The organism is Parahoeflea alexandrii (assembly GCF_027214025.1).
Lineage (GTDB): Bacteria > Pseudomonadota > Alphaproteobacteria > Rhizobiales > Rhizobiaceae > Hoeflea > Hoeflea alexandrii_A.
This window is the reverse complement of the sequence record NZ_JAPWHB010000005.1, coordinates 515,607-539,526: the sequence shown is the minus strand read 5'-3', so window position 1 is coordinate 539,526 and position 23,920 is coordinate 515,607. Positions and strand designations below refer to the sequence as shown.

18 protein-coding genes are annotated in these 23,920 nt (G+C 63.3%); 5 read left to right on the top strand and 13 right to left on the bottom strand.

All coding sequences use genetic code 11. From position 1 onward, the window contains the following. Nucleotides 1-37: 37 nt before the first annotated feature. The 3 genes from O4H62_RS18870 (at nucleotide 38) to O4H62_RS18860 (ending at nucleotide 5,512) form a co-directional block, all read left to right on the top strand. A complete protein-coding gene (locus O4H62_RS18870) occupies nucleotides 38-2,467 on the top strand; it encodes a beta-mannosidase (protein ID WP_269390189.1) in 2,430 nt (809 codons plus the stop codon). A gap of 271 nt (nucleotides 2,468-2,738) precedes the next feature. Further along, the gene (locus tag O4H62_RS18865) at nucleotides 2,739-4,034 is read left to right on the top strand and encodes a 4-aminobutyrate--2-oxoglutarate transaminase (RefSeq protein ID WP_269390188.1); all 1,296 of its coding nucleotides are present in this window, start codon (nucleotides 2,739-2,741) and stop codon (nucleotides 4,032-4,034) included. After that, entirely contained in the window at nucleotides 4,034-5,512 is a 1,479-nt protein-coding gene (locus O4H62_RS18860) for an NAD-dependent succinate-semialdehyde dehydrogenase (RefSeq protein ID WP_269390187.1), read from the top strand. The genes O4H62_RS18865 and O4H62_RS18860 overlap by 1 nt, the downstream gene beginning before the upstream one ends. 88 nt (nucleotides 5,513-5,600) lie before the next feature. On the opposite strand, the gene O4H62_RS18855 is transcribed toward O4H62_RS18860, so the two are convergent. The 10 genes from O4H62_RS18855 to hutI form a co-directional block, all read right to left on the bottom strand. Next, nucleotides 5,601-7,199: a TRAP transporter large permease gene (locus O4H62_RS18855; protein ID WP_269390184.1), complete on the bottom strand. Its 1,599-nt coding sequence runs from the start codon at nucleotides 7,197-7,199 to the stop codon at nucleotides 5,601-5,603. Between the two features lie 4 nt (nucleotides 7,200-7,203). After that, on the bottom strand, nucleotides 7,204-7,956 hold the full coding sequence (locus O4H62_RS18850) for a TRAP transporter small permease subunit (protein WP_269390182.1): 753 nt from the start codon (nucleotides 7,954-7,956) through the stop codon (nucleotides 7,204-7,206). Nucleotides 7,957-8,114: 158 nt separating this feature from the next. Beyond that, a complete protein-coding gene (locus tag O4H62_RS18845; RefSeq protein WP_269390181.1) occupies nucleotides 8,115-9,149 on the bottom strand; it encodes a TRAP transporter substrate-binding protein in 1,035 nt (344 codons plus the stop codon). Between the two features lie 988 nt (nucleotides 9,150-10,137). Further along, a complete protein-coding gene (locus O4H62_RS18840) occupies nucleotides 10,138-11,688 on the bottom strand; it encodes a TRAP transporter large permease (protein ID WP_269390180.1) in 1,551 nt (516 codons plus the stop codon). Then, nucleotides 11,685-12,197, bottom strand: a complete 513-nt coding sequence (locus O4H62_RS18835) for a TRAP transporter small permease subunit (protein ID WP_269390179.1) — start codon at nucleotides 12,195-12,197, stop codon at nucleotides 11,685-11,687. Before O4H62_RS18835 ends, O4H62_RS18840 begins: the two co-directional genes overlap by 4 nt. A 67-nt stretch (nucleotides 12,198-12,264) precedes the next feature. Continuing rightward, a complete protein-coding gene (locus tag O4H62_RS18830; RefSeq protein ID WP_269390177.1) occupies nucleotides 12,265-13,353 on the bottom strand; it encodes a TRAP transporter substrate-binding protein in 1,089 nt (362 codons plus the stop codon). Nucleotides 13,354-13,390: 37 nt separating this feature from the next. Then, on the bottom strand, nucleotides 13,391-15,073 hold the full coding sequence (gene hutU / locus O4H62_RS18825) for a urocanate hydratase (protein ID WP_269390175.1): 1,683 nt from the start codon (nucleotides 15,071-15,073) through the stop codon (nucleotides 13,391-13,393). Beyond that, the gene (gene hutG, locus O4H62_RS18820) at nucleotides 15,070-15,870 is read right to left on the bottom strand and encodes an N-formylglutamate deformylase (protein ID WP_269390173.1); all 801 of its coding nucleotides are present in this window, start codon (nucleotides 15,868-15,870) and stop codon (nucleotides 15,070-15,072) included. Before hutG ends, hutU begins: the two co-directional genes overlap by 4 nt. Further along, nucleotides 15,867-17,408 carry a histidine ammonia-lyase gene (gene hutH, locus O4H62_RS18815; RefSeq protein WP_269390171.1) on the bottom strand — a complete coding sequence of 514 codons (1,542 nt, stop codon included), beginning with the start codon at nucleotides 17,406-17,408 and terminating at the stop codon, nucleotides 15,867-15,869. The genes hutG and hutH overlap by 4 nt, the downstream gene beginning before the upstream one ends. Further along, nucleotides 17,405-18,598, bottom strand: coding sequence for an imidazolonepropionase (gene hutI / locus O4H62_RS18810; RefSeq protein ID WP_269390169.1), 1,194 nt, complete (start codon nucleotides 18,596-18,598; stop codon nucleotides 17,405-17,407). The genes hutH and hutI overlap by 4 nt, the downstream gene beginning before the upstream one ends. Nucleotides 18,599-18,672: 74 nt before the next feature. On the opposite strand from hutI, the gene O4H62_RS18805 reads away from it, so the two are divergent. After that, a complete protein-coding gene (locus tag O4H62_RS18805) occupies nucleotides 18,673-20,037 on the top strand; it encodes a formimidoylglutamate deiminase (protein WP_269390167.1) in 1,365 nt (454 codons plus the stop codon). Then, the gene (locus tag O4H62_RS18800) at nucleotides 20,034-20,735 is read left to right on the top strand and encodes a GntR family transcriptional regulator (RefSeq protein ID WP_269390165.1); all 702 of its coding nucleotides are present in this window, start codon (nucleotides 20,034-20,036) and stop codon (nucleotides 20,733-20,735) included. The genes O4H62_RS18805 and O4H62_RS18800 overlap by 4 nt, the downstream gene beginning before the upstream one ends. A 20-nt stretch (nucleotides 20,736-20,755) precedes the next feature. Here the strand turns inward: O4H62_RS18800 and O4H62_RS18795 are convergent, their stop codons facing one another. From O4H62_RS18795 to O4H62_RS18785, 3 genes are read right to left on the bottom strand one after another with little or no spacing between them, the layout of a single operon-like run. Next, nucleotides 20,756-21,538 (bottom strand): carnitinyl-CoA dehydratase, encoded by a 783-nt coding sequence (locus O4H62_RS18795; RefSeq protein WP_269390163.1) that lies wholly within the window; start codon nucleotides 21,536-21,538, stop codon nucleotides 20,756-20,758. 16 nt (nucleotides 21,539-21,554) lie between these two features. Continuing rightward, the gene (locus tag O4H62_RS18790; protein WP_269390162.1) at nucleotides 21,555-23,606 is read right to left on the bottom strand and encodes an acetate--CoA ligase family protein; all 2,052 of its coding nucleotides are present in this window, start codon (nucleotides 23,604-23,606) and stop codon (nucleotides 21,555-21,557) included. Continuing rightward, nucleotides 23,603-23,890 (bottom strand): SelT/SelW/SelH family protein, encoded by a 288-nt coding sequence (locus tag O4H62_RS18785; RefSeq protein ID WP_269390161.1) that lies wholly within the window; start codon nucleotides 23,888-23,890, stop codon nucleotides 23,603-23,605. The genes O4H62_RS18790 and O4H62_RS18785 overlap by 4 nt, the downstream gene beginning before the upstream one ends. Nucleotides 23,891-23,920: the final 30 nt, after the last annotated feature.

The following is a 23,920-nucleotide window of genomic DNA, read 5'->3' as shown; positions in this document are numbered from 1 at the left end:
GTACACAGGCTCGACAATCAGGGAGGCGATCCGCGCCATGCCACATGCTCCGGAAGCCAACGAGGACATCCGCGACCTGTCGGACGGATGGACCATCACCGATGGCACCCACAGCGCGCCCTTGCCGGTTCCCGGCGACGTTCATTCAGCGCTTCTCGATGCCGACATCATCTTGGATCCCTACTGGCGCGATCGGGAGATCTCGCTCGACTGGATCCATGAAAGCGAATGGACGGCGATAAAAGTCTTCGATCTGGAGACGAAAGAGGATGGCCCCTGGACGCTGAGCTTTGAGGGAATTGACTGCGTGGCCGAGGTCCGGCTGAACGATGTGCTGCTGGGACTGGTGCGGAACCGGTTCCTGCGCCATGATTTCGATGCCGGTCATGCGCTTGTGGCGGGCGAGAACCGCCTGCAGGTGGTGTTCCGGTCCAATTCGGCGGAGGCTCAGCGTCTGGCCGCCGCCTCGCCCTACCCGGTCCCCTACATCAGGTGGAACAACCGGCTTGCGCATTACAATTTCCTGCGCAAGCCGCAATGCGACGCTGGCTGGGACTGGAACATCGCCCTGTCGCCGCTCGGGCTTTGCGGTCCCGTCACCCTGAAACGCTCCACGGCGGCGCGGCTTGACGACGTGATGGTGCGGCAGCGGCATCAGCCGGACGGCACGGTCAGCCTCGAGGTCGACCTGCACTACACGGCTTTCGCGCCGGCCACGGTCGAAGCCGAACTCGTTTGCGACGGCAAGAAAGCGGCGCAACCGGTGCTGGTCTGGCCGGGAGCCGGCAAGACCCGGCTGACCTTGACACTCGAGCAGCCGGAACTGTGGTGGCCTGCCGGTCACGGGCGGCAGCATCTCCATACGCTCAAGCTGCGGTTCGGGGCGGAGCGGCGCAGCCTGCGAATCGGGTTGCGGCAGGTCGAACTCGTCACCGACGCAGATGAGACCGGTCATCGGTTTCTGTTCCGGGTCAACGGACGCGAGATCTTCATGCGCGGCGCCAACTGGATCCCAGCTGATGCACTGCCGGCGCGGGCCACGCCTGAGGCAGTGCGCGATCTTCTGACCTCGGCGGTCGAGGCCAACATGAACATGATCCGGGTGTGGGGCGGCGGCCAGTACGAGCCCGACTGGTTCTACGACCTGTGCTCGGAAATGGGGCTGCTGGTCTGGCAGGATTTCATGTTTTCCTGCAACCTCTACCCGGCGCATGACCGGGATTGGCTCGACAGCGTACGGCTCGAAGCCCGGCAGCAGATCAGGCGCCTGTCTTCGCAGCCCTGTATGGCGCTGTGGTGCGGCGACAACGAGGTGATCGGCGCGCTCAACTGGTTTGACGAAAGCAAGGCAAACCGGGACCACTATGTCGCCGTCTACGCACGGCTCAGCGCGGCGCTGGAAGAGGCGATTGCGGAAAGCGAACCGGATGTCGCCTTCTGGCCATCCTCGCCCTCGGTCGGACGGCTCGATTTCGGCGATGGCTGGCACGACGATACCTCGGGCGACATGCATTTCTGGGATGTTTGGCACTCGTCGAAGGATTTCGAGCACTATCGCACTGTTAAGCCGCGGTTCTGCTCGGAATTCGGCTTCCAGTCGTTCCCGTCCAACCGGGTGATCGCCAGCTTCACCGAGGAAGAGGACCGCAACGTCTCCTCGCGGGTGATGGATGTCCACCAGCGCAATCCCGGCGGCAACAGCCGCATCGTCGAGACGCTGGCGCGCTATTTCCGCTTTCCCGACCGGTTCGAGGACATGACCTGGCTGAGCCAGGTGAGCCAGGCGCTGGCGATGAAGACGGCGATCGAGTTCTGGCGCTCATCCAAGCCGCGCACCATGGGCGCGCTGTACTGGCAGCTCAACGACACATGGCCGGTGGCGAGCTGGTCGTCGCTGGAGTATGGCGGCGGCTGGAAGCTGACCCACTACCTGGCGCGAAAGTTCTATGCGCCGGTTCTGGTGACCGCCCAGCCCGACGAGATGACCGGCGACATCGTGCTCTGGGCGGTCAACGACACGGCCGAGACAGTGCATCTGCACATCACCGCCTGCCGGGTTTCGACGGCGGGCCTGATCAGCGAAGCCGGAAGCTGGGCACTCCACTGTACGGCAGATCGTCCTGTCGAGGTGGCGCGGTTCAGGCCCGACACCATCGGTGAAGACGCGTTCCTGAACTTCGGTTGGCAGGACCCTGCCGGCAACCATGTCGGGGAAAACGACTACCTGCCGCGCCGCCCGAAGGACTACCGCTTTCCGGATCCGGAAATCCATGTCGAGGACGAAGGCGACAGCATCGCGCTGACCAGCAATCTGCCTGCACTTTTTGTCACACTCGATCATGGCGGGTCGGATATCTGGTCGGACAATGGCTTCACCCTGCTGCCGGGGATTCCGAAAGTGGTCCATCGCGCCCGGGCGCGCGGCGGGATTCACGGTGATCGCGAGATCCGGTACCTGAAGAGTTGACCTGTTCCGGGATCATGTCCGGCCCGGTCAGCCCTTGGCGCAACCTGATTTCTGCCGTGGCCGGCACGAACCTTTGGGGGTATTTTCCCATGCGGCGAAATGGGGCAGCATGCGTGCCAAGGGGTGGCTTTGCCAGGCGCTGTTTAGTCGATATACCAGCACCGGAAATCATCCCTGGAGGCAGATAATCTGCCCAGACTGGCCAGTTCGGGTGCGCATCTGGCCTCTTTCGACGAGCCGCACATGCAATTAACGAAGAAAGTTGCGAAAAATGGGTAACAACGCCGCCATTCAGATCCGCAAGACAGACGCTATCGCGCGCGGCGTCGGCATGATGACACAAGTCTTTGCCGACCGCGCCGAGAACGCCGAGCTGTGGGACGTCGAAGGCAACCGCTACATCGATTTCGCCGCCGGGATCGCCGTGGTCAACACCGGCCATCGCCATCCCAAGGTGATAGAGGCGGTGAAAGCGCAGCTCGACCGCTTCACCCACACCTGCCACCAGGTCGTTCCCTACGAGAATTACGTTCACCTGGCCGAACGTCTGAACAAGCTCGTCCCCGGCGATTTCGACAAGAAGACGGTGTTTGTCACCACCGGCGCCGAAGCCGTTGAGAACGCCATCAAGATCGCCCGCGCGGCCACCGGGCGCACGGCCGTGGTGTCGTTTTCCGGGGCCTTCCATGGCCGCACCTTCATGGGCATGGCGCTGACCGGCAAGGTGTTCCCCTACAAGGCAGGGTTCGGCGCAATGCCGGGCGATGTCTACCATGTCCCCTTCCCGGCAGCACTGCACGGCGTCTCTGTCGAGCAGTCGATGATGGCGCTGGAAACCCTGTTCAAGGCCGATGTCGATCCGGCACGCGTGGCGGCGATCATCCTCGAGCCGGTCCAGGGCGAAGGCGGCTTCTACGAGGTGCCGGCCGGCTTCTTCAAGCTCCTCCGCGAGATCTGCGACAAGCACGGCATCCTGCTGATCGCCGACGAGATCCAGACCGGTTTCGCCAGAACCGGCAAGATGTTCGCGATGGAACATCATGGCGTGGCGCCGGATCTCACCACCATGGCAAAGGGCCTGGCCGGCGGTTTCCCGCTGGCAGCGGTCACCGGGCGCGCCAGCGTCATGGACGCGGCCAATCCGGGCGGACTGGGCGGCACCTATGGCGGCAACCCGATCGGCATCGCCGCCGCCCACGCGGTGCTTGACGTTATCGAGGAAGAACAGCTTTGCGACCGCGCCATGCAGCTTGGCAACAGGCTGAAGCAGCGCCTGCAGGCGATCCGCGAGGATGTGCCTCAGATCGTCGACATCCGCGGCCCCGGCTTCATGAACGCCATCGAGTTCAACGATGTGAAGACCGGCAAGCCGAGCCCCGACTTCACCAATGCGGTCAAGGCCCGCGCCTTGGAAAAGGGCTTGATCCTTCTTACCTGTGGCGTCTACGCCAATGTCATCCGCTTCCTGTCGCCCATTACCATCCAGGACGGGGTGTTCCAGGAAGCGCTGGACCTTCTCGAAGCGTCCATCCGCGAAGTTCATTCAGAAATTGGAGCCACCGCATAATGACCAGCAAACCCCTCGCAGAGATGCTGAAAGACCCGAGCCTTCTCGTCACTTCAGCCTATGTCGGCGGCTCGTGGATGAAGGCGGCACCGAGCGGCAAGACCTTCAACGTTCTCAATCCGTCGACCGGCGAACTGATCACGGCGTTGCCGGATCTGGGCGTCGAAGAGACCAAGACCGCGATCGATGCGGCCTATGTGGCGCAGAAGGACTGGGCCAAGAAGACCGGCAAGGAGCGCGCCGCCGTGCTGCGCAAGCTCTACGACCTGATGGTGGCCAATGCCGACGATCTGGGCGCGATCCTGACGGCGGAAATGGGCAAGCCGCTGGCGGAAGCCAAGGGCGAGATCCTCTATGGTGCGAGCTTCATCGAATGGTTCGCGGAAGAAGCCAAGCGGGTTTATGGCGACGTCATTCCGGGCCATCAGCCGGACAAGCGCATCGTCGTGATCAAACAGCCTGTCGGCGTCGTGGCCTCGATCACGCCCTGGAACTTCCCCAATGCGATGATCGCCCGCAAGCTCGGACCGGCGCTCGCCGTGGGCTGCGCTTTCGTCGCCAAGCCCGCGGCGGAGACCCCGCTGTCGGCGCTGGCCATGGCGAAACTCGCCGAGGATGCCGGCCTGCCCAAGGGGCTCTTGAGCGTGATCACCTCGAAGTCGAGTTCGGCGATCGGTCAGGAGTTCTGCTCCAACGACAAGGTGCGCAAGATCACCTTTACCGGTTCGACCGAAGTGGGCCGGATCCTGATGCGCCAGTCAGCCGACCAGATCAAGAAGACCTCGATGGAGCTTGGCGGCAACGCACCGTTCATCGTCTTTGACGACGCCGATCTCGACGCCGCTGTCGAAGGCGCGATGATCTCGAAGTACCGCAACAACGGCCAGACCTGCGTGTGCGCCAACCGTATCTACGTGCAGTCGGGCGTCTATGACGCATTCGCCGAAAAGCTCGCGGTGGCCGTGAGCAAGATGAAGATCGGCGACGGCTTCGAGGAAGGCGTGACCACCGGCCCGCTGATCAGCGAAGACGCGGTGACCAAGGTTGTCGAGCACATCGAAGACGCCAAGTCGAAGGGCGCCAAGGTGCTCACCGGCGGCACAAGGCATAATCTCGGCGGCACCTTCTTCCAGCCCACCATCCTGACCGGGGTGACCCGCGAGATGCAGGTGGCCGGCGACGAGACCTTCGGCCCGGTGGCGCCGCTGTTCAAGTTCGACACCGTGGAAGACGTCATCGAACAGGCCAATGACACGATCTTCGGCCTGGCGTCCTATTTCTACGCCAACGACCTGACCAAGGTCTGGCGCGTGGCCGAGGCGCTGGAATACGGCATGGTCGGCGTCAACACCGGCCTGATCTCCACCGAGGTCGCGCCGTTCGGCGGCGTCAAGCAGTCGGGCCAGGGCCGCGAAGGCTCGAAATACGGCTGCGACGACTATCTCGAGATCAAGTATATCTGCATGGGCGGGATCTGATCGAAGCAACGAGTACCAGGGGGCATGGTCTTCAGGCCATGCCCCTTTCTGGACTCTTCGCGGTTGAAACCGGTGGCTTGCCGCGGTCTCAGTCGCCCAGGAACACCGTCACGATCTGCGGATAGGCGAGCAGAACGCCGAGCGCCAGAAGCTGCAGACCGATGAAGGGCAGGAAGCCGCGAAAGATGTCGATCAGCGTGATGTGCGGCGGAGCGACCGATTTCAGGTAGAACGCGGCCGGCCCGAACGGCGGCGACAGGAACGAGACCTGCATGTTCATGCAGAACACCACGCCAAACCAGATCGCCACATATTGCGGTTCGATGGAGCCCAGGAAACCCAGCTCCTCCACCGGCAGCCGCATGACGATGGGCAGGAACACAGGCATGATCAGCAGCACGATGCCGACCCAGTCCATGAACATGCCCATGATCAGGAAGATCAGCATCATCAGCAGGATGACGCCCATGGTCGGCAGCTCGGCACCGATGATCATGTTGGCCACATAGGTCGGCCCTCCGGCAAGCGTGTAGGCAGCGGCCAGGGCGGCGGCGCCGATCGTGACCCAGATGATGGTGCCGGTCGATTTCATGGTCCGCATCAGCGAGTCCCAGACGATATCGAAGGTCATCTCGCCGCGCGCCAGCGTGATCAGGAAGACCGCGACAACCCCCATCGCAGCGGCCTCGGTGATGCCCGTGATCCCGCCATAGATCGAACCCAGGACGACACCGATGACGATGACCGGCGCGACAAGTCCCTTGCCCATGCTCCATCCCGTCATGGTGCGCTCGCGCCCGAAGCCGAACTGCAGCAGCGCCGCCCCTACGACGAGGACGCCGATCAGGTAAGGCAGGTCGGAAACCATGCCGAGCGGTATCGGATCGACGCCTTCCTGGATCGCATTGCCGCCGGTCACCGTCTGGAACAGCGCCCGGACCAGCAACAGGGCGGTGAATCCCATCACAAGAATTGTCATGAATGCGCCGAACAGCAGCGATTTCTCGCCCGTCGGCGGGTCATCGGGATCGGGCTCCGGCAATGGCGCCTGGTCCGGATTGAGCCGCGTGCGCACGATGATGTAGATGATGAAGAACGACGCGAGCATGAAGCCCGGCAGGAAGGATGCCGTAAACAGCGCCTTGATCGAGGTCTCGGTAATCAGCCCGTAAAAAATCAGCACGATCGACGGCGGGATCATCGTGCCGAGCGAGCCGCTGGCGCAGATCGTGCCGATGGCGAGGTTCTGGTTGTAGCCGAGCCGCAGCATCTGCGGCAGCGCGATCAGACCGAGCAGCACCACCTCGCCGCCGACAATGCCCGACATCGCGGCCATGACGACCGCCATGATCGAGGTCACGATAGCGATGCCGCCACGCGTGCGCGACAGCCAGACATTGATCGAGGTGTACATGTCCTTGGCGATACCGGACCGCTCCAGCAACGCCGCCATGAAGATAAACAGCGGTATCGAGATGAGCACGTAATTGGTCATCTGGCGATAGATTGCCTGGCCAAGCACCGCCAGCGGGCCGCGGCCGAAATCGCGGAACAGCAGGTCAGGGCCGAATTTCATGATCAGCACTGCGCCCGCAAGCGTGGCGGAGGCAAACCCGAGCGGCATGCCCATTGCCAGAAGCACGAAGAGGCCGATCAGCAGCAGCAGGGAAAGCGTACCAATATCCATCCGTCTAGTCCTTGATGCTCTTGCGGATGATCTCGATTTCCCTTTGGTCGATCTCATCAATGGGGGAATGGTGTTCCGGCAGCTTGTTCCAGTCCGCAATCAGGTTGGAGAGCGCCTGTATGGCGACCAGGAGCACGATGAACAGGATGGCGGGCTTGATGGTGGCCGGGATCGGCGGGTCCCAGGCGGTGCCGAAGGTTTCCCAGCGCAGCAGCTTGTCGCGGGATTCGTTGTAACCGCCCCAGATCAGCACGAAGGCGAAGGCCCAGACCAGCACCACGGTCAGGACATCGGACAACTTTTGCAGCCAGCGCGGGAACAGATCGTAGACCACGTAGATGCGGATGTGGCTGCGTTGTTGCATCGCATAGAGCCCGGCCAGCAGGAACACGAAGCCTGCGATCCACAGCGAGAGCTCATTGGCCCACAGCGTCGGCCTGATGAAGACGTAGCGCGCGACGACTTCGTAGAACATCACCAGCACGATGATGGCCGTGGCGAGCATGGAAAGACGCGAGCAGACCAGACTGACCACATCGAAGAAACCGGCCGGCTCCGGCTCGATCATCCCGCGTGAATCGGAGAGGTAGATGCTGGCCGTGAGCAGGGCTAACGCCCCCGCAATCATGGTCAGGCTGATCACCGCCGAGTCCGACGGAGACAGAAACTGCTTAAGGTCGATACCGGCACTGAAGAACAGGTTGGCGACCATGAGACCGATCACCAGGACCGCGGTCACGACCGTGCTGAAAATCATGAGTTTGCGCATCGGTTGCCTGAACGGACCCAACCAAACGCTTCCACCGTGATCCGCCATTCTCACGCCCTCTGTATTGTTGCTGGTATTGCGCAAGGGGGGCGAGCCCCGCCCGAGGGGGCTCGCCCTTCATCACATCCGGTCAAACGCCGGCGGATTTACTTGATCTTGCCGGTGCGCCGCAGGAAGGCGTGATGCGCTTCCACCAGTGCCTTGGCTTCCGGGGTCTTGTCGGCCCAGCCGTTCCAGGCCCGCATGGCGCCTTCGCGGAAGGCGGCCCGGTCTTCCGGGCTCCAGTCGTAAAGGGTCACGCCCTGGGACTGGAGTTTCGCCGCTGCTTCGAGATTGGCGATGTCAAACGTCATCGTGGTCTGCAGCGCGAGAGCCTGGGTTGCCGTATCGAAGATCGCCTTGATGTCGTCGGGAAAGCTGTTCCAGACATCGAGATTGAAGGTCACGTGATCGACCGGCATCGAATGGAAGCCCGGGAACGTTGCGTGCTTGACGATGTCGTACAGGCCGAGGCCGACATTGTTGGCGAGGCTCGATGCGTCGGCGCCGTCAATGATGCCGGTTTCGAGCGCGGTGAAGACCTCGGTGAAATCCATCACGATGGGGGACGCGCCCAGTTCGGCGAAGATCTCGGTCTCGAGGCCCGGAGGCGAACGAAACTTCCAGTTCTTCAGGTCCTCGGGCCCGCGCAGCGGCTTGGACGAGGACATGGCCTCCTGCCCGCCGGCCCACCAGCCGACGAGATGCATGTTGTACTTCTCGTAGAGTTCATTGGCTGCCTCGCGGCCGCCGCCATTGTAGAAAAAGCTGTAGAGCTGATACGGATTGTCGTAGCCGCCCATCGGGTCGCCGACGAACTGAAATGCCGGGTTCTTGCCCGTCTGATAGGCGCCGCCGTGCATCTCGCCATCGAGAATGCCCGTGGCGGCGGCGTCGAAGCCCTCGACGGTGGCAACCACGGCGGACGACCAGAACATCTCGATCTTGACGCGGCCGCCGGACATTTTCTCGACATTGTCGATGAAACCCTGCGCCAGCTTGCCCGAAACGGTTTCCGCCGCGTAGTGGGTCTGCATGCGCAGATTGAATTCCTGCGAATAGGCTGCTGTCGATGCCGAAGCAACCAGCGCGACGGATGCCGCACTGACCAGCGCCGATGAAATTACGGTTCCCAGTTTCATTCTGTTCTCTCCTCCTTCGGCGCCTTGCTGGCACCCTCCCAGATCCGCCACGTCGTGCGGCGATCCTTCCCTGAATTGCTCGCAAGCCGTCTCCCAAGGCTTCGAGCAGCAATCGATCAGTCGTCAGACTGACTCAAGCCTGCTGCGAGACGGGTTCATCCCGTCCGGCTGTCCCGTCACACCTCGCCAGCGCCCCTCTCCTGCCGGCAGTCCGGTGCGTATGAGCTTCCCAGGGCGTGAGCCCTGCGGATGAACCGCCACAATGCCCATCCCGTCTCGGGCGAGAGGCATTCGAGCTGGGCTGGTCCGGGCGCGTATCAACGGCACTCCTATTTGTTGGACAATTAATAATTCTCCTCGTCGAGATCAGTAAATATCCTCGCTAATAATGCGAGTCAATTGATGATTCGCCCTGAAATTTCAACCGAACAGCGAGTTGCACCGCAATATCATCCTACAAATGATGTGAAGAAGCCGGATGGATTGCCGCCGTCATGGCCCGGCCGGAAGACCGGAAGCCGTGACTGGCGGCATTTCGGGCTTGAGAAAACCAACCGGATCGGGAGTCCCGGGCGTGCGCGCGCGCTGCACCTGCCGCCCGGCACTCCGGTCGCAGCGGAAGCGAAGACGGACCAGCGCTTCGGCGGCTAGCGCAAGCCGACCCCGCCGAGAGGCACTGTCCGGCGGCGTCAGGAAATCCGGCCAGGGCCGCGAAGGCTCGACATACGGCTGCGACGACAATCTCTGGATGAAGTAATCCGGAAGGAACCGAGCCCGGATTTCCAGACGCGCTAATGCATGTCGCGCTCAATTGGATTCAATTGAGCGATAACGAACATGCATCATTTCAAAGGACGCTGTAGATGCGGGGTCTGACGCGGCCCTCAGCAATCCCGGACCTCTGGGTTGAAGTAGGTCCTCTCATCCGGCAAGCGCCGGATGAACTTACCGAGGCATCTACGTCCGCTCGCGATGCACGGCAAGCCTCCTAGAACAAAGCAGCCGGCAACCATGTGGCGATTGACGGCCAGAACCAGACCACGGCTATGCCCGCAATCTGCAGGCCGATGAAAGGAATGACGCCGGCATAGATCTGGCCGGTGGTGATCTCCTTCGGCGCAGCACCGCGCAGGTAGAACAGCGAGAAGCCGAAGGGCGGCGTCAGAAAGCTGGTCTGCAGGTTGATTGCCAGCAGCACGCCAAGCCAGATCGGGTCGTGCCCCATCAGGATCAGTGTCGGGGCGATCAGCGGCAACACGATGACCGAGATCTCGACGAAATCGAGGAAGAAGCCGAGCACGAAGACCAGCGCCATGCAGAACAGCAGCGCACCCATCGGCCCGCCGGGCATTTGAGTGAGGATCTCCGCCACCCGCTCCTCGCCGCCAAGGCCGATGAAGACCAGCGAGAACATGCCGGCGGCCAGGATGGTGGCGAAGATCATCGCGGTCATGGTCAGCGTCGAATTGACCGCCGCATGGATCACCTTCTCGCGGAATGCGGCCCTGAGCGCATAGATGATCGCAACGGCGCCGATGATCGTGAGCACGACATAGACGCCGCCGGCAGCCTGCGAGAGCAGCGTCAGATCGCTGCGCTGCAGCCTGACCGGAAACAGGCCTGCGAGAACGCCCAGAGCCACCAGCGCCGCGGCGCCCGTGACGATGATCTTCGGATTGAGGCCGATGCGCCGGCCAGCCATCAGCAGCGCGCCGATGGCGCCGACGGAGGCGGCTTCGGTGGGAGTGGCGACGCCGCCCAGGATCGCGCCGAGTACGGCAATGATCAAGAGCACCGGCGGCACGATGGCGGCAAGTACTTCGCTGCGATCGGGCCGGGGCAGATCGAATGCCGCGGGCGGCATGTCCTGCGGGCGGATCACGCCGCGAACGAGGATGTAGATCAGGTAGAGCAACACCAGCATGAAGCCGGGCAGAATGGCGGCGGCGAAGAACTGGCCGACGGAGAGCGCTTCCACCGAAAACTTGCCCTGCTCGTACTGCGCCTGCTGATAGGCGTTCGACATCACGTCGGCGAGGATGATCAGAAGTGTCGAGGGCGGGATGATCTGGCCCAATGTACCCGCGGTGCAGACGATGCCCGAGGCCACGCGCGGGTCATAACCGGCGCGCAGCATGGTGGGCAGCGCAATCATGCCCATGGCCACCACCGTCGCGCCGACGATGCCGGTGGAGGCGGCCAGCAGCGCGCCGACCAGCACGACGGAAATGCCGAGGCCGCCGCGCAACTGACCGAACAGCCTGCCCATGGTGTCGAGCAGCTCCTCGGCGATGCGGCTTTTCTCCAGCACCGCGCCCATCAGCACGAACAGCGGGATGGCGATCAGCACCTGGTTGGAGATGAGCCCAAAGACACGCTGGCCGGTGGCGCCCAGCAGCGAGATGTCCATGACGCCCATGGCCCAGCCGAGATAGGCGAAGAGGATCGCCACGCCGGCAATCGAGAACGAGACCGGGAAGCCCAGAAGGATGGCGCCGACAAGCGCCGCAAACATGATCAGATCGAGATACGCGCTCATGCCCCGGCCTTCCCGGATGAGGAAACCGGAAGCATCAGCCGGATTAACAGCGACAGCGATTGCACGATCACCAGCACGCAGAAGGCCGGGATCAGTGATTTGAGCAGGAACACCGCTTCGATGCCGCCGACGGAAATCGAGCCTTCGAGGATCTTCCAGGAGTTTCGCACCGAGGGCCAGGACCAGTAGGCGAGCGCCAGCATCGAGGGCATCAGCAAGAGCAGGTGGCCGAAGATATCAATCCGGCGGCGGGCGGCGGCGCTGGCCTTGGCATAAAAGACGTCGACGCGCACATGCTTGTCTACCAGCAGAGTGTAGCCAGCGCCGAGCATGAACAGTGTCGCATGCATGTAGAGGACGCTTTCCTGGGCGGCGATCGAATTGACGCCGAAGACGTAGCGCCCGACGACGATGCCGAACTGGACCAGCACCATCAACAGCGCAAGCCAGCACACGATGCTCGCGGTGACGCGGGCGATGCCGTCGAGAAAATCTGCCAGTCGCTGCATGGGTTCCCCTCCGCCCGAAACGAGACACCGGCGCGGACCCGGCAAGGCCCGCGCCGGCGGTTGATGATCAGTAACCCATGACCGAGGCGCGGGCGTTCATCTGCCCGTTGTCGGCATAGGTCATGTAGTTGCCCACCAGATCACGATAGGCGACGTAGCTTTCGGTGATGCGCTTGACCAGTTCATCGTCATTCTGGCGCAGCTCGTCAACGACCTCTTCGGCCGCCTTGCCCATGGCCACGATCACATCGTCGGGCAGCTTGCGGACGATGACGCCATGCTCGGAGACCAGCGTCTTGAGCGACTGGGCGTGCTTGGTGGTGTATTCGGTCCAGACCGGATTGTAGAGGCTTTCGCAGGCAAGCGCGACCGCCTGCTTGAGGTCGTCGGGGAGTTCCTCATAGGCCGTGGCGTTGACGCCGCACTCTTCGGCCGAGGACGGCTCGCCGACGCCGGGCCAATAGTAGTTCTTGGCGACCTGGTAGAAGCCGAGCGCGGAATCGCTCCAGGGACCGATAAACTCGCCCGCATCCAGCGCGCCGGTCTGCAGCGCCTGGAACATCGCCGGTCCGCTCATGGCTTCGGCGGCCATGCCAAGCTTGGTCGCCATTTCCGAGGCGAGGCCGGTTGTGCGGAACTTCAAGCCCTTGAGATCCTCGACAGAGTTGATCTCGTTGCGGAACCAGCCGGCCCACTGCGGACCTGAGTTGCCGCACAGGAACGGCTTTACGCCAAAGCGGCCATACATTTCGTCGTAGAGGGCCTGACCGCCGCCATGCTGCATCCAGCCGAACTGCTCGTCGGCGCGCAGGCCGAAAGGCTGGGAGCCGAACAGCAGGATACCCTTGGACTTTGAGCCCCAATAGGCGGGAACCGCATGATAGAGCTCCGCGGTGCCTTCGGAGACCGCGTCAAAAACGCCCGGGCCGGGTACGATTTCGCCGGCGGCATAGAGCTTGACCTCGATGCGCCCGCCCGAAAGCGTGGTGATGCGGTCGGCCAGAAGCTGGGCGGCGACGCCCGGGCCGGGCAGGTTCTTCGGCCAGGCGGTGACCATCTTCCATTCGCGCTTGTCCTGGGCAATGGCAGGCGTGGCGAGCGTTGCGGCCGCGGCGGCTCCGGCGACGCCGGCTTTCAGGAATTTTCGTCTTTGCATGTCGACTCCTCTCTGTTGCAAGTTAACCTTGTTGTCTTCACCCCAATATGCCGGGCAGATTGAGCCCGTGCTCACGCGCGCAATCGAGCGCGATCTCGTAGCCGGCGTCGGCGTGGCGCCAGACACCTGAAGCCGGGTCGTTCCAGAGAACGCGCTCCAGGCGTTTGGCAGCTGCTTCGGTGCCGTCGGCAACGACGACCATGCCCGAATGCTGGGAGAAGCCCATGCCGACGCCGCCGCCGTGATGGATCGACACCCAGGTGGCGCCGGAGGCGGTGTTGACCAGCGCATTCAGGAGCGGCCAGTCGCTGACCGCGTCGGAGCCGTCCTTCATCGCTTCGGTCTCGCGGTTGGGCGAGGCGACGGAGCCGGAATCGAGGTGATCGCGGCCGATGACGATCGGCGCCTTAAGTTCGCCCGAGGCCACCATCTCGTTGAAGGCGAGACCGGCACGATGGCGGTCGCCGAGCCCGATCCAGCAGATGCGCGCCGGCAGGCCCTGGAAGGCGATGCGCTCACGCGCCATGTCGAGCCAGGCGTGCAGATGGGCGTTCTCGGGGAACAGCTCTTTCATCTTGGCGTCGGTCTTGTAGATGTCCTCCGGATCGCCAGACAATGCGCACCAGCGGAACGGGCCGATGCCGCGGCAAAACAGCGGGCGGATATAGGCCGGCACGAAGCCGGGGAAGGCGAAGGCGTTTTCCAGGCCCTCGTCCTGCGCCACCTGGCGGATGTTGTTGCCGTAATCGAGTGTCGGCACGCCGGCGTTCCAGAAATCCACCATGGCGGCAACATGGGCCTTCATCGAGGCGCGGGCTGCCTTCTCGACGGCCTTCGGATCGCTCTCCTGCTTCTCGCGCCATTCCGCCACGCTCCAGCCCTGCGGCAGATAGCCGTGCAGCGGATCGTGCGCGGAGGTCTGGTCGGTGACGATGTCGGGACGCGGACCGCCGGCCTTCATGCGGGCGGCGAGCTCGATGAAAACATCGGCCGCATTACCGAGAAGACCCACAGACTTTGCTTCGCCGGCCTTGGTCCACTGATCGATCATGGCGAGCGCCTCATCGAGAGACTTGGCCTTGGCGTCGACATAGCGGGTGCGCAGGCGGAAATCGATGCGGGTCTCGTCGCACTCGACGGCGAGACAGCAGGCGCCGGCCATGACGGCTGCCAGCGGCTGGGCGCCGCCCATGCCGCCAAGGCCGCCAGTCAGGATCCACTTGCCCTTGAGGTCGCCGCCGTAATGCTGGCGTCCGGCCTCGGCAAAGGTCTCGAACGTGCCCTGGACGATTCCCTGCGTGCCGATATAGATCCACGAGCCCGCGGTCATCTGGCCGTACATGGCAAGGCCGCGCTTGTCGAGCTCGTTGAAATGGTCCCAGTTGGCCCAGTGCGGCACGAGATTGGAATTGGCGATCAGCACCCGCGGCGCGTCCGCATGGGTGCGGACTACGGCCACCGGCTTGCCCGACTGCACGACCAGCGTCTCGTCATCATTGAGGCTCTTGAGGGAAGCGACGATCTGGTCGAAATCCTTCCAGGTCCGCGCCGCCCGGCCGATGCCGCCATAGACCACCAGCTCATGCGGATTTTCCGCCACGTCAGGGTGCAGGTTGTTCATCAGCATCCGCATCGGTGCTTCGGTCAGCCAGCTCTTGGCGGTGATCTCGGTGCCGGTCGGCGGGTAGACGTCGCGCTGATTGTGTCTCGGATTGGTCATGATCGGGCTCCCAGTGAAGGTGCGATGTCTGCAAGTGAATTCAGAATGGTCGAGAGATGAACCCGCAGCCGGCTGGCCTTTTCGGGGTCGTAGTCGAAAGGAAGGGTCTCGCTGACAAGATGCGTGCTCTGCGCAAGCTCCATCTGGATGGCGTGCATGTTGTCTGCTGGCCGGCCGTAATGGCGCGTGGTCCAGCCGCCCTTGAAGCGGCCGTTGACGATGCTGGAGTAATCCTCGGCTCCGGCGCAGATGCCTGAGACGATCGCCTCCACCACCGGGGCGCAGGTTTCGCCATTGTTGGTGCCGATGTTGAAATCGGGCAGCGTGCCTTCGAACAGGAACGGAATGTTGGAGCGGATCGAATGGCAATCGTAAAGGATCGCCACGCCATGCTCTGCCCGTACCCTTTCAAGCTCGGCTTCCAGCGCCGCATGATAGGGCGCATGCCAGGCCAGCCGGCGTTCCTCGATCTCGTCCGCACGGGGCTCTTCAAGCCAGAGCGGCTTGCCGTCGAAATCGGTCATCGGCACCAGGCCGGTGGTGTTCTGGCCGGGATAAAGGCTCGCGCCGGAGGGATCGCGGTTGGCGTCGATGACGTAACGATGGAAGGTGGCGCGCACCGTGGTGACGCCATCCAGCAGGCCATCGTAGAGCCGGTGGATGTGCCAGTCGGTATCGGACAGCGTCTGGCCGAGCGGCGTCAGCCGCGCGAAGATGTCGTCGGGAACATATGTGCCGGTGTGCGGCAGGCCGAGAACCAGCGGACCTGTGCCGCGTTTGACTTCGACCGGGGTCATGCCGCGTCTCCGGCAAGCAGTTGAGCAACATCGCATTCGCCCTGCACCCTGCCCTCGGCCACAAGGGCCGCGGCCTGTGCGATGTCGCCTGCCATGAAGCGGTCATCGGTGAGTGTGGCGATCTCGGAGCGGATCAGCTTGAGGGCTGATTGCAGAACAGGGCTTGTGGTCAAGGGTGCGCGGAACTCGACGCCCTGCGCCGCGCACATCAATTCGACGCCGATGATGACGTTCAAATTCTCATTCATACGCTTGAGCCGGCGCGCACCGTGGGCAGCCATTGAGACATGGTCTTCCTGGTTGGCCGAGGTCGGGGTGGAATCGGTCGAGCAGGGATTGGCCAGATGCTTGTTCTCGCTCATCAGCGCTGCGGTGGTGACTTCGGCGATCATCAGGCCGGAATTCAGGCCCGGCGCCGGCGTCAGGAACGGCGGCAGGTCGAAGGACAGCGTCGGATCGACCATCAGCGCTACGCGGCGCTGGGCGATGGCGCCGATCTCGGCGATGGCAAGTGCCACCTGATCGGCGGCGAAGGCCACCGGCTCGGCGTGGAAATTGCCGCCCGAGACGATCTTGCCCTCGGCCACCAGCACCAGCGGATTGTCGGAGACGGCGTTGGCCTCGACCTCGAGTGTTTGGCCGGCAAAACGCAAGAGGTCGAGCGCCGCGCCTGCGACCTGCGGCTGACAGCGGATGCAATAGGGATCCTGCACCCTTGTATCGCCTTCGCGGTGACTTTCGCGGATCACCGAGCCCGCCATGACGGAACGCATGGCCCGGGCGATATCGATCTGGCCGCGATGACCACGAAACGCGTGGATGCCCGCTTCCAAAGGTGCGGTCGACCCCATGATCGCATCGGTGGAAAGGCAGGAGGAAACGACGCTCGCCTCGAGATTGCGGATCGCGGAGAAATAACCGGTGAGCGCACAGGCGGTGGAGAACTGGGTGCCGTTGATCAGGCCAAGGCCTTCCTTCGGGGCCAGCACCGCAGGCTTCAGCCCGGCCTTTTCAAGCGCCCGGGATGCGGGCATGCGCTCGCCGCCATAGATCGCCTCGCCCTCGCCGATCATCGCCGCGGCCATGTGAGCAAGCGGCGCGAGATCTCCGGAGGCGCCGACCGAGCCCTGGCTCGGGATCACCGGGGTCACGCCTTCGCGCAGCATGTCCTGGATCACCGACAGGGTCTTCCAGGTGATGCCGGATGCGCCGCGCCCGGCGGACAGCAGTTTCAGCGCCATCATCAGCCGGGTGGTTGCCACATCGAGCGGCTCGCCGACACCGCAGCAATGGGACAGGATCAGGTTGCGCTGCAGCTGCGCCGTATCGCCGGGCTTGATGCGGACGCTGGCCAACTTGCCGAAACCGGTGTTGACGCCATAGACAGCCTCGTCGCCCGCGGCGGCCTTGCGGACGAGTTCCGCGGCTGCCTCGATCGCGGGAAGCGCGCTCTCATCGAGCACCACCGCAGCGCCGGTGCGCCAGATTTCTTCGAGTTGGCCAAGCGTCGCCTGACCAGGCAATAGCGTCAGCGTCACAACACGCCTCCATGAATCCGCTTCCAGAGCGGGTTGAATCCAATTCGATAGGCCAGTTCGGCGGGGTGTTCGACGTCCCAGATGGCAAGGTCGGCACGCAGGCCCGGCCTGATCTGGCCAGCGTCGGCGAGTCCGAGCGCGCGCGCGGCGTTGCTGGTGACACCGGCGAGCGCTTCTTCCGGCGTCATCCGGAACAGGGTGCAGGCCATGTTCATGCTCAGAAGCAGAGACGACATCGGCGACGAGCCCGGATTGCAGTCGGTAGCAACCGCCATAGGCACGCCGTGCTCGCGGAACGCACCGATCGGCGGCGCTGCGGTTTCGCGCAGAGTGTAGAATGCGCCCGGCAGGATGACCGCGACAGTGCCGGCTTTGGCCATCGCCTGAGCATCGGCGGCATTGGCATATTCGAGATGATCGGCGGACAGCGCTCCATACCCTGCCGCAAGCCTGGCACCGCCAAGATTGGAAAGCTGTTCGGCATGCAGCTTGACCGGAATGCCGAGCGCCTTCGCCTTGTCGAAGACGCGGGCAATCTGGTCCGGCGAGAAGGCGATGCCTTCGCAGAAGCCATCCACCGCGTCGACAAGACCTTCGGCATGGGCGGCCTCAAGCCCGGGAATGCAGACTTCGTCGATATAGGCGTCGGCACGGCCCTTGTATTCCGGCGGCACCGCATGGGCGCCGAGATAGCTGGTCCTGACCCTGACCGGGCGCCGCTCCGCAACCACCTTCGCCGCGCGCAGCATCTTCAGTTCGTTTTCGATGTCGAGGCCGTAGCCGGACTTGATCTCGATGGTCGAGACACCCTCGGCAATCATCGCGTCGACGCGGATCAGCGCGCCTGCGACCAGTTCGTCCTGGGTGGCTGCGCGGGTTGCGGCGACCGTCGAGACAATGCCGCCGCCGGCGCGGGCGACTTCCTCGTAGGTCGCCCCTTCGAGCCGCATCTCGAATTCCCGGGCCCGGTTGCCGCCATGAACTACATGGGTGTGGCAGTCGATCAGCGCCGGCGTCACCAGCCGTCCGCCCAGATCGATCGTTTCCTGACCCTTCATTTCCGCAGGCAGGTCGCCGAAAGCGCCGGCCCAGACGATGCGATCGCCGTGAACCACTATAGCCCCCTGCTCCACCAGCCCGTAGGCTGGCGAACCGTCCATCGTCGCCATTGTCGCGTTGAGAAGAAGCATGATTTCGCCGTTGTTATGTCCGCATTATTGAATTATAAGTATATACATAAAAATCTGTCAAGAGGCGTGGAGCGATGGTATCTGTCTGGGCTGAAAAAGCGTTGCTGGAGAACGGGTGGGCGGAAAACGTGCTCATCGGGATCAGTCCGGACGGGCTGATTGAAAGCATTGAAACCAATCAACCCTCTGCGGGTGAAACCGCCGGCATCCTGCTTCCGGCCCCGGCCAATTGCCACAGTCATGCCTTCCAGCGGGCGATGGCGGGATTGACCGAAAAGCGAGGGCCCGACGCCTCGGATTCGTTCTGGACCTGGCGGCAGCTGATGTTCCGGTTTCTCGACCGGCTGACGCCGGATCATGTCGAGGCAATTGCCGCCTTCGTGCAGATGGAAATGCTAGAAGCCGGATACGGCGCCAATGTCGAGTTTCATTACCTGCATCACCAGCCGGGCGGTGTTCCCTACGCCAATATCGCGGAGATGGCGGAGCGGATTGCCGCGGCCAGCGCCACGACAGGAATGGGTCTGACGCTGCTGCCGGTGCATTACCAGTATGGCGGATGCGACAAGCGTCCGCTCGGTCCGGGGCAGATCCGCTTCGGCAACACGCTTGATGCCTACGCGGCGCTGCATGCCAAGTCAGCGGAGGCGCTTGCCCACCTGCCCTCAGACAGCCGGATCGGCGTGGCTCCACACAGCCTGCGAGCGATCGCGCCCGAAGACCTGGTCCACCATGCAGAGATTGCCGGGGCCAATCCGCTGCACATGCATCTGGCCGAGCAGATCGCCGAGGTCGAGGAAGTCGAAGCCGCCCATGGCAGGCGGCCGGTGGAATTCGTGCTCGACACGATGGAGCTCAGCGCGCGGCGCTGCTTCATCCACTGCACGCAGATGCTGCCGCATGAAACCGAAGGCCTTGCCCGGAGCGGTGCGATCGCCGGGCTTTGCCCGATTACCGAATCAAGTCTTGGCGACGGCATCTTCGACGGCGTGCGCTGGTTCGAGAATGGTGGCGCGATTGCCGTCGGCTCGGATTCCAACATCCGCATCTCGCTGTCTGAAGAACTGAGGACTCTCGATTACTCGCAACGGCTGCGCGATCATTCCCGCGCGGCGCTGGCGACACCGGACAAATCCACCGGAAGACGCCTGCTCGATGCGATCAACGCCGGTGGTGCAAGAGCTTCGGCGCGCAACAACGGAAGCCTGGCGGTCGGCAGGCTCGCCGACATGATGGCGCTCGACAGCAATGCCGTGGATCTGATCGGGAGGCAGGGCGACACGATTCTGGATTGCTATATGTTCGCCGGCGACGATCGCATGGTAGAGCATGTCTGGTCGGCGGGCCGCCACATGGTGCAAGGTGGCCGGCATGTCAGACGCGAGGCCATCGTCTCGGCCTATGCCAGGACGATGCGGGAGCTTGGAGGGGCCATTTGAGCGGCGGCGAATTCAACAGTTGGCAAACGGTGCAGGCGGAAGTTCTGCGCCGGATCAATGCCCGTGAATGGAAGCCGGGAGACTTCATCCCCAACGAGGCGGAACTCTCTGTCGAATTCGGCTGCGCCAGGGCGACCGTCAACCGGGCACTGCGCAACCTCGCCGAATCCGGCCTGCTCGACAGGCGCCGCAAGGCCGGAACCCGGGTCGCGCTGCACCCGGTCCGCAAGGCAACGCTCGACATTCCCGTCATCCGCTATGAGATCGAGGGCAAGGGCCAGACCTACCGCCACATCGTCCTGTTACGACAGCGTGAAGTGCCTCCATCCGGCATTCGTGCCCGCATGCAAACCGAGCCCGGCGTCAAGCTGGTGCACCTCGTCACACTGCATCTGGCCGACGGCAAGCCCTACGTGTTCGGGGACCGCTGGATCAATCCGGAGGCCGTGCCCGGCATCGAATCGGCAGACCTTACCGCCAAGAGCGCCAATGAATGGCTGGTGGTGAATGTCCCGTTCGAGGGCGGCGACTTCTCGTTCTCCGCCATGACGGCTGGTCCGCGGGAAGCCGAGATCCTGGCCTGCAAGGAAGGCGAAGGATTGTTTGTCATCGACCGCAGCACCTGGAACCAGACCCATGTCATCACCTCGGTGCGGCTGACTTTTGCGCCAGGCTACCGGATGCATACGGAAATCTGAGTCCTCGGTCCGAAGGGAGCCTACTTGCCCTTCCAGACCGGATCGCGCTTTTCAGAGAATGCCCTGAAGCCTTCGAGATTGTCTTCGGACCCATAGAGCGTGTCGACCGTGCGCAATTGTCTGCGGGTGACCTTGTTCATGGTGTCCTGGAATTTTTCGCCCTCGGCTTCGCGCACCACTTCCTTGATCGCGGCAAAGACCAGCGGCGGACCTGAGGCGAGCAGTTCCGCCATCTCCCAGGCCTTGGCCATCAATTCATCGGGTTTGTGGATCTGGTTGACGAAGCCCCAGCGATGGGCCTCCTCAGCATCAAGCCAGCGCCCGGTGAACAGCATTTCCATGGCGATATGATAGGGGATCCGCTTGGGCAGCTTGATCGACGCCGCATCGGCCACCGTGCCTGATCGGATTTCCGGCAGCGCGAAAGTGGCGTGTTCAGCGGCCAGAATGATGTCACAGGAGAGCGCGATCTCGAGCCCGCCGCCGCAGCAGATGCCGTTGACGGCGCAGATCACAGGCTTGTTGAGATGCGGCAGTTCCTGCAATCCGCCAAAACCGCCGACGCCATAGTCCCCATCGACTGCATCGCCATCATTGGCGGCTTTGAGATCCCAGCCGGGGCAGAAGAATTTCTCGCCAGCGGCGGTGAGGATCGCCACCCGAAGCTCCGGATTGTCGCGAAAATCGCGGAACACCTCGCCCATGATGCGGCTGGTGGCGAGGTCGACGGCATTTGCCTTGGGCCGGTCGAGCGTGACTTCGAGCACGTGGCCGACGATACGGGTTTTCACAGGTCCGGTCATGAGCGGACTCCTTTTCCTATTCAGCGTCATGGAGGCGGATCAGCGCATCGACGGCGATGGCGTCACCCACCCGGGCGATCAGCGGATTGACTTCGAGTTCGACCAGCCGATCGGCATGAGCCACAGCATAGCGGCAGATGGCCATCACGGCATCGGTCAGGGCCTGCATGTCGGCGGCGGGCTTGCCGCGATAGCCCTGCAACAGGCGTCCGATCCGCAAGCTGTTGAGCGCCGTTTCCATCTCGATGGGGCTGGCCGGCAGCAACAGGCTGGCGGTATCAGCCAGCAGCTCCGTCAGCACTCCGCCGGCGCCGAGAGTGAGGAGGAAGGTGCCGGTCGGGTCGCGGGTAATGCCGACAAGCACTTCCGCAATGCCGCCCACGGCCATTTCCTCGACCAGGAACTCGGAGGTGACGCCCTGCATCTTCCGGGCGGCGACGCTGAGGCTCGGCTCGTCGGCAATACCAAGCGCAACGAGACCCGCTTCGCTCTTGTGCGCCAGGCCGGTGCCTTTAAGCACGACCGGGAATGACAGAGCGGCACTCTCCTCGATCAACTCTTCAATGGATTGCGCCTGGATCGATTTCGGGATTCTGAGGCCGAACCCCGACAGGGCCTCTTTCGAGGCGGCCTCGCTGAGGATGGATGTAGCATTCGCACCGTTGGCTGCGAGCACCAGTGGTTCGGAAGCCGCCTCCCTGAGCCGCCCCGCTGCAATGGCGGCGCCGATTGCGGCGATGCCCTCACTCATGCCGTGAAGGACAGCGACCCCTCCCCGCATGAACTCACGGGTAAAATGATCCGACATGTTTTCAGGCAGGCTCGCCAGCACGGCAACGCGGGCGCCGGTCTGAGCCTTCGCGGCGATGATCGCATCGACGGCGCACTGGTAGCCTGCGGGATCGCAGCGGTCGGCGCGGGGCATGTCGAGGACAAAAACGCTCAGATCAAAGGTATCGGCCATGACCGTCGAGAAAACCCGGGTCATGCGCGGCGTGTCGCCCCAGATGAAGGTGTGGTAGTCGAGCGGATTGGCGATGGTGACGATCGGACCGAGCTCGGCCTTCAGATCTGCCCGCTGGGCTGGAGCGAATTCGACGAAATCCAGCGCACTGCCGCTGCTCAGATCGGCCATCAGGCTCGCCTCACCACCCGAGCAACTGACCGAGCAGACGGACGCGCCGGGCAAGGGGCCGAGGCTGTGCAGCAGCTTGAGCGTTTCCAGGAACACCGCAATGGTTTCGACCTCGATGATCCCCAGCCGCTTGAGCAGGGCGGAGCCCGCCGCGGCGTTGCCTGCGAGGGAGGCCGTGTGGGTCATGGTCGCGGCACGGGCCTTGTCGGAGCGGCCGATCTTGATGGCGACGACCGGCTTGCCCCTGGCACGGGCCTTGGCGGCGAAGGCTTCCAGCGCCCGTATGTCGCCGAAGCCTTCGAGATAGAGACCGATGGCGCTGACCCGGTCGTCATCAAGCAGTGCCGCAGCGATGTCGCTCGCACCGACCTGTGCCTGGTTTCCGGCGGCCACCACATAGGCGATCGGCAGGCCGCGGGCCTGCATGGTCATGTTGATGGCGATATTGGAGGATTGCGCGACGATCGCCACGCCGCTTTCGACCTTGAGCCCGCCGTGCTGATCGGGCCACAGAGTGACATTGTCGAGATAGTTCAGGAGCCCGTAACAGTTGGGCCCGAGGATCGGCATGTCGCCTGCAGCCGCGATCAGCCGCGCCTGAAGATCGGCGCCGCCCGCGGTTTCGGCCTCGCTTTCGAGAAATCCGGAGGCAAAGCACGTCGCCCCGCCGGCGCTCATGGCGCTCAGCCGTTCCACCACCTCGATGGTCGCGTCGCGGTTGACGCCGATGAAACTGGCGTCGGGCGCTGACGGCAAATCGTCGATGGAGGCGAGGCAAGGCACGCCCAAGATGTCGGCACGCTTCGGATTGACCGGCCAGATCTCGCCGTCGAAGCCGGATTTCTTCAGCTGCGCGACGACATTGACGGCCCAGCCGCCGCCGAACAGCGCTATGGAGCGGGGCCGCAGCAGGCGGGAGAGATCGCGGGTCATTCGTCGCCCTTCGTACGCTCGAGATGGCCGAGATCGCGGTCCGGATCGATGCGGTCGCGCACCCTGCCCTTCAGAGCCTTGACGTCCGGGAAGCCACCTTCGGCCTTGCGGTCCCAGATCAGTTCACCATCAACCTCGATGGTGAAGATGCCGCCGGTGCCCGGCACCAGCGTAACGGAGCCGAGCTCCTCCGAGAAGGTCGATAGCAGTTCCTGCGCCATCCAGCCGGCACGCAGCATCCAGTTGCACTGGCGACAATAGGTGATTGTGACGGCCGGTTTCATGCCTGTAGGCTCCAATATTGCGCCGAAATC

Bases quoted from the DNA above. Each gene is read 5' to 3' on its own strand.
- O4H62_RS18870 (WP_269390189.1), top strand. From the start codon at position 38: ATGCCACATGCTCCGGAAGCCAACGAGGACATCCGCGACCTGTCGGAC.
- O4H62_RS18865 (WP_269390188.1), top strand. From the start codon at position 2,739: ATGGGTAACAACGCCGCCATTCAGATCCGCAAGACAGACGCTATCGCG.
- O4H62_RS18860 (WP_269390187.1), top strand. From the start codon at position 4,034: ATGACCAGCAAACCCCTCGCAGAGATGCTGAAAGACCCGAGCCTTCTC.
- O4H62_RS18855 (WP_269390184.1), bottom strand. From the start codon at position 7,199: ATGGATATTGGTACGCTTTCCCTGCTGCTGCTGATCGGCCTCTTCGTG.
- O4H62_RS18850 (WP_269390182.1), bottom strand. From the start codon at position 7,956: ATGATTTTCAGCACGGTCGTGACCGCGGTCCTGGTGATCGGTCTCATG.
- O4H62_RS18845 (WP_269390181.1), bottom strand. From the start codon at position 9,149: ATGAAACTGGGAACCGTAATTTCATCGGCGCTGGTCAGTGCGGCATCC.
- O4H62_RS18840 (WP_269390180.1), bottom strand. From the start codon at position 11,688: ATGAGCGCGTATCTCGATCTGATCATGTTTGCGGCGCTTGTCGGCGCC.
- O4H62_RS18835 (WP_269390179.1), bottom strand. From the start codon at position 12,197: ATGCAGCGACTGGCAGATTTTCTCGACGGCATCGCCCGCGTCACCGCG.
- O4H62_RS18830 (WP_269390177.1), bottom strand. From the start codon at position 13,353: ATGCAAAGACGAAAATTCCTGAAAGCCGGCGTCGCCGGAGCCGCCGCG.
- hutU (WP_269390175.1), bottom strand. From the start codon at position 15,073: ATGACCAATCCGAGACACAATCAGCGCGACGTCTACCCGCCGACCGGC.
- hutG (WP_269390173.1), bottom strand. From the start codon at position 15,870: ATGACCCCGGTCGAAGTCAAACGCGGCACAGGTCCGCTGGTTCTCGGC.
- hutI (WP_269390169.1), bottom strand. From the start codon at position 18,598: ATGCTTCTTCTCAACGCGACAATGGCGACGATGGACGGTTCGCCAGCC.
- O4H62_RS18805 (WP_269390167.1), top strand. From the start codon at position 18,673: ATGGTATCTGTCTGGGCTGAAAAAGCGTTGCTGGAGAACGGGTGGGCG.
- O4H62_RS18795 (WP_269390163.1), bottom strand. From the start codon at position 21,538: ATGACCGGACCTGTGAAAACCCGTATCGTCGGCCACGTGCTCGAAGTC.
- O4H62_RS18790 (WP_269390162.1), bottom strand. From the start codon at position 23,606: ATGACCCGCGATCTCTCCCGCCTGCTGCGGCCCCGCTCCATAGCGCTG.
- O4H62_RS18785 (WP_269390161.1), bottom strand. From the start codon at position 23,890: ATGAAACCGGCCGTCACAATCACCTATTGTCGCCAGTGCAACTGGATG.